The sequence below is a fragment of the Vibrio sp. 378 genome (assembly GCF_033339435.1).
The window spans coordinates 1-843 of the sequence record NZ_JAWOUO010000322.1 but is presented as its reverse complement, the minus strand read 5'-3'; the positions used below and the strand labels follow the sequence as shown (position 1 = coordinate 843).

The window sequence follows — 843 nt, the reverse complement described above, 5'->3', positions numbered from 1 at the left end:
CGAGCACACGCCCAACGGGCTTGCAGACCAGGACTATCTGCAACGCGAAATCTTAATTGAGAACCCATCGAGCTATGTGAAGTTTCAACACTCGACGATCAGCGAGTGGGAGTTTCTCGCTGAGGTTCAGCAGCGCACAAGTTGCCGGTTACTGCTCGATCTGAATAACGTACACGTATCAGCCTTCAATCACGGCTTTGATTGCAATACCTATCTGTCCGCCATTCCGGCAGACAAAGTGGATGAAATTCATTTGGCGGGTTTCACCATCAAGCAACTCGATAAAGGCGAAATTTGGATTGATACTCACAGCCGTCCAGTTAGCACGGAAGTCTGGAAGTTATATCAACACTGGGTTGAACAGTATGGTCCGCGCCATACCTTAATTGAATGGGACTTAGATATCCCAGCACCGGAAGTGTTATTGGCAGAAGCGGAAAAGGCCTCGCTCCTTCTCTCCCAAATTACCACCCCGCTTAGCGCTACGAGGAAAGCCTCATGAAGCTAGCCACCTTACAAAACCAGTTTGCGAAAGCGCTTCACTATCAGGCATTGGGCGATGACTGTGATATTGCGAGCGATCAGTTTACCGCTGACGAGCGCATGCAGATATATCGCAACAACTTTATCATCAGCTTGAGCGAAGTCCTTTCGGCTACTTATCCGATGGTTGAAGCGTTACTAGGGGAAACGTGCTTTGCCCAAATAGCACGCCAACATGTTTTAACGCACCCACTCCAAGAAGGCAGTGTTATTCACTACGGAAAAGACTTTCACCTCACTGTGATGTTGTTTGGTCAGGTCATGGCTCAAGCACCATACTGCCCAGAAGTTGCTCTCTTT

The 843-nt window shown here is 48.6% G+C and carries 2 protein-coding genes; both read left to right on the top strand.

Features of this window, described 5'->3' with window-relative positions:
• A partial coding sequence (locus R7Q48_RS26010; RefSeq protein ID WP_318133065.1) for a DUF692 family multinuclear iron-containing protein occupies positions 1-502 on the top strand: 502 nt, incomplete at its 5' end.
• The coding region (locus R7Q48_RS26005; RefSeq protein WP_318133063.1) for a DNA-binding domain-containing protein at positions 499-843 on the top strand (345 nt) is incomplete at its 3' end. The genes R7Q48_RS26010 and R7Q48_RS26005, both read left to right, overlap by 4 nt.